The organism is Pseudomonas protegens (genome assembly GCF_003732485.1).
Lineage (GTDB): Bacteria > Pseudomonadota > Gammaproteobacteria > Pseudomonadales > Pseudomonadaceae > Aquipseudomonas > Aquipseudomonas protegens_B.
In genome coordinates, this window is the sequence record NZ_MOAK01000061.1 from 90,353 (window position 1) to 94,488 (window position 4,136).

At 61.9% G+C, this 4,136-nt stretch carries 5 protein-coding genes; all 5 read left to right on the plus strand.

Annotated features, from left to right (window positions below; all coding sequences use genetic code 11):
* Positions 1-189, plus strand: a 189-nt coding sequence (locus tag BLX41_RS34030) for a hypothetical protein (RefSeq protein ID WP_221179214.1), incomplete at its 5' end; no start/stop codon positions are given.
* Positions 190-245: 56 nt separating this feature from the next.
* On the plus strand, positions 246-968 hold the full coding sequence (locus BLX41_RS16685) for a GntR family transcriptional regulator (RefSeq protein ID WP_123725784.1): 723 nt from the start codon (positions 246-248) through the stop codon (positions 966-968).
* The gene (gene prpB, locus BLX41_RS16690; protein ID WP_011060181.1) at positions 965-1,858 is read left to right on the plus strand and encodes a methylisocitrate lyase; all 894 of its coding nucleotides are present in this window, start codon (positions 965-967) and stop codon (positions 1,856-1,858) included. The genes BLX41_RS16685 and prpB overlap by 4 nt, the downstream gene beginning before the upstream one ends.
* Positions 1,859-2,009: 151 nt before the next feature.
* Positions 2,010-3,137, plus strand: coding sequence for a bifunctional 2-methylcitrate synthase/citrate synthase (gene prpC, locus BLX41_RS16695; protein WP_123725785.1), 1,128 nt, complete (start codon positions 2,010-2,012; stop codon positions 3,135-3,137).
* 203 nt (positions 3,138-3,340) lie between these two features.
* Positions 3,341-4,136, plus strand: a 796-nt coding sequence (locus BLX41_RS35540; RefSeq protein WP_473241679.1) for an aconitase family protein, incomplete at its 3' end; no start/stop codon positions are given.

The following is a 4,136-nucleotide window of genomic DNA, read 5'->3' on the forward strand; positions in this document are numbered from 1 at the left end:
TTCAGTTCAAGGCGACCGGCATTGCTGCGCAAGCTCCCTCGTATGCGTGCCATAAAAAGATGGCAGGCCAATGCGGGCGGCATTCTAGCATGCTGGTTTTATGGCGCCAGCGTCGGGGGCGGGCCTTTTGTCTCGTTTTGGTGCAAAGGGTTATTAGACGATTGTCGACAATCTCAATTTTTCCTTTGACTGTTTAGGGGGTATTGGCTAATTTTTGCCTCATTGATTTTAAAGGTGTCGACAATATGCTGGATCAACTGGAACATCCGCTGCCGACGCAGGACGATTCTGAAACCCTGTCCGAAAACGTCTTCCGACGGATCCAGGCCGCTATCGTCAAGGGCGAGATCGCCCCGGGCAGCAAGATCTCCGAACCTGAACTGGCCCGTACCTACGGCATCAGTCGTGGTCCGCTGCGCGAAGCCATCCACCGCCTGGAAGGTCAGCGCCTGTTGGTGCGAGTGCCTCATGTCGGTGCCCGGGTGGTGTCCCTCAGTCACGCCGAGCTGATCGAACTTTACGAAATCCGTGAGTCCCTGGAGGGCATGGCCTGTCGCCTGGCGGCGGAGCGCATGACCACCGAGGACATCGACGAATTGCGCCGAGTGCTCGATACCCACGAGCGCGATGCGGCATTCCAGGCCGGGGTCGGCTACTACCAGCAGGAAGGGGATTTCGACTTCCATTACCGGATCATCCAGGGCGCGGGCAATCGCACCCTCACGCAAATGCTTTGTGGCGAGCTGTATCAACTGGTGCGCATGTACCGCATCCAGTTCTCCGCGACCCCCAACCGACCGCACCAGGCCTTTGCCGAACACCACCGGATTCTCGATGCCATTGCCGATCGCGACGGCGAACTGGCCGAGCTACTGATGCGCCGCCACATCGGCGCCTCGAAACGCAACATCGCGCGTCATTACCAGGACAGCGCCCATCAGACAGCCACTCCACGAGGTGAGTCATGAGTTCCAACAAGAGCACTCCAGGCCAGCGTTTCCGCGATGCGGTCGCCAGTGAACAGCCATTGCAAGTGGTGGGCGCAATCAACGCCAACCATGCGTTGCTGGCCAAACGCGCCGGTTTCAAGGCGATCTATCTGTCCGGTGGCGGGGTCGCCGCCGGTTCCCTCGGCGTGCCTGACCTGGGCATCACCGGCCTCGACGACGTCCTCACCGACGTGCGTCGCATCACCGACGTCTGCGACCTGCCGCTGCTGGTGGACGTGGACACCGGTTTCGGTTCGTCGGCGTTCAACGTGGCCCGCACCGTCAAGTCGATGATCAAGTTCGGCGCGGCGGCGATCCACATCGAGGACCAGGTGGGCGCCAAGCGCTGCGGTCACCGTCCTAATAAAGAGATCGTGTCCCAGCAGGAAATGGTCGACCGCATCAAGGCGGCGGTGGATGCCCGTACCGACGACAGCTTCGTGATTATGGCGCGTACCGATGCCCTGGCGGTGGAAGGTCTGGAATCGGCCCTGGAACGTGCCGCAGCGTGCATCGAGGCCGGCGCCGACATGGTGTTCCCGGAAGCCATCACCGAACTTGAGATGTACAAGATCTTCGCCGATCGGGTGAAAGCGCCGATCCTGGCCAACATCACCGAATTCGGCGCGACCCCGCTGTACACCACCGAACAGTTGAAATCCGTGGATGTTTCCCTGGTGCTGTACCCGCTGTCGGCGTTCCGTGCCATGAACAAGGCGGCGGAAAACGTCTACACCGCGATCCGTCGTGACGGCACCCAGCAGAACGTGATCGACACTATGCAGACCCGCATGGAGCTCTATGAGCGCATCGACTACCACAGCTTCGAGCAAAAGCTCGATGCGCTGTTCGCGCAGAAGAAAGGCTGAATGAGTTCTTGTGGGAGCGAGCTTGCTCGCGATGGCCGTCGACGCTAACGCGCGGGCCCGGATCGCGAGCAAGCTCGCTCCTACAGTGTCGGGGTGAGTCCCGACCAACGAAGTTGCCAAGTCCCTAACAAATTCAAGATTGGAGAGAGCAATGGCCGAAGCAAAAGTATTGAGTGGCGCAGGTCTGCGCGGCCAGGTGGCCGGGCAAACCGCGCTGTCCACCGTGGGCCAGGCCGGTGCCGGGTTGACCTATCGCGGCTATGACGTGCGCGAACTGGCGGCCGATGCGCAGTTCGAGGAAGTCGCCTACCTGCTGCTGTACGGTGATCTGCCGACCCAGGAACAGCTGGCGGCCTACACCAGCAAGCTGGGCAAGCTGCGGGACCTGCCTCAGGCGCTGAAGGAAGTGCTGGAGCGGATTCCGGCCCAGGCCCATCCGATGGACGTGATGCGTACGGGCTGCTCGTTCCTCGGCAACATCGAGCCGGAGAAGGACTTCTCCCAGCAGCATGACGTCACCGACCGCCTGCTGGCGGCCTTCCCGGCGATCATGTGCTACTGGTACCGCTTCAGCCACGAAGGCGTGCGCATCAGCTGTGTCAGCGACGAGCCTTCCATTGGTGGTCATTTTCTGCACCTGCTGCACGGCAAGAAGCCCAGCGACCTGCACGTCAAGGTCATGAACGTATCGCTGATCCTCTACGCCGAGCATGAGTTCAACGCCTCGACCTTTACTGCCCGGGTCTGTGCTTCGACCCTGTCCGACCTGTACTCCTGCATCACAGCGGCGATCGGTTCGCTGCGCGGCCCGCTGCACGGCGGCGCCAACGAAGCGGCGATGGAAATGATCGAGCGCTTCAGTTCGCCGCAAGAGGCGATCAAGGGCACCCTCGGCATGCTGGAGCGCAAGGACAAGATCATGGGCTTTGGCCACGCGATCTACAAAGACAACGATCCGCGCAACGAGGTGATCAAGGGCTGGTCGAAAAAGCTCGCCGACGAAGTGGGCGACAAGGTGCTGTTCCCGGTATCCGAAGCCATCGACCAGACCATGTGGGAGCAGAAGAAACTCTTCCCCAACGCTGACTTCTACCACGCCTCGGCGTACCACTTCATGGGCATCCCCACCAAGCTGTTCACGCCGATCTTCGTCTGTTCGCGCCTGACCGGCTGGGCGGCCCATGTGTTCGAGCAGCGTGGCAACAACCGCATCATCCGTCCAAGCGCCGAGTACATCGGCGTCGAGCAGCGCAAGTTCGTGCCAATCGAACGCCGCTGACCGGGAGGGCGCCGGCACTGTGGCTTGAATGAACCACACACCTGTAGGAGCGAGCTTGCTCGCGATAGCGATGGATCAGCCGACAGCAATGTCGGATCTGCGTCAGTCATCGCGAGCAAGCTCGCTCCTACAGGGGATAGATGTCCATTCAACCCCAGTGCCAGGCGCTTCCTTTGAAACTACCGTGATCGAGTCCCCTGACCATGAACACTGAATTTCGCAAGACGCTGCCCGGCAGCCAGCTGGACTACTTCGACGCCCGTGCGGCGGTCGATGCGCTTAAGCCAGGGGCCTACGACAGCCTGCCCTACACCTCCCGCGTACTGGCGGAAAACCTGGTGCGCCGCTGTGATCCGGCAACCCTCAACGCGTCCCTCGGCCAACTGATCGAACGCCGCGACGACCTCGACTTCCCCTGGTTCCCGGCCCGCGTGGTATGCCACGACATCCTCGGCCAGACCGCACTGGTGGACCTGGCCGGCCTGCGCGACGCCATCGCCGACCAGGGCGGTGACCCGGCGCTGGTCAACCCGGTGGTGCCGACCCAGTTGATCGTCGACCACTCCCTGGCCGTGGAGTGCGGCGGTTTCGACCCGGATGCCTTCGACAAGAACCGCGCCATCGAAGACCGGCGCAACGAAGACCGGTTCCACTTCATCAACTGGACCAAGAAGGCCTTCAAGAACGTCGACGTGATCCCGCCCGGCAACGGCATCATGCACCAGATCAACCTGGAGAAAATGTCCCCGGTGATCCAGGTGCTCGACGGTGTGGCCTTTCCTGATACCTGCGTCGGCACCGACAGCCACACCCCCCACGTGGATGCGCTGGGGGTGATCGCCATCGGCGTGGGCGGCCTGGAAGCCGAGAGTGTCATGCTCGGCCGCGCCTCGTGGATGCGCCTGCCGGACATCATCGGCGTCGAGCTCACCGGCAAGCTGCAACCGGGCATCACCGCCACCGACATGGTGCTGGCGCTGACCGAGTTCCTGCGCAAGC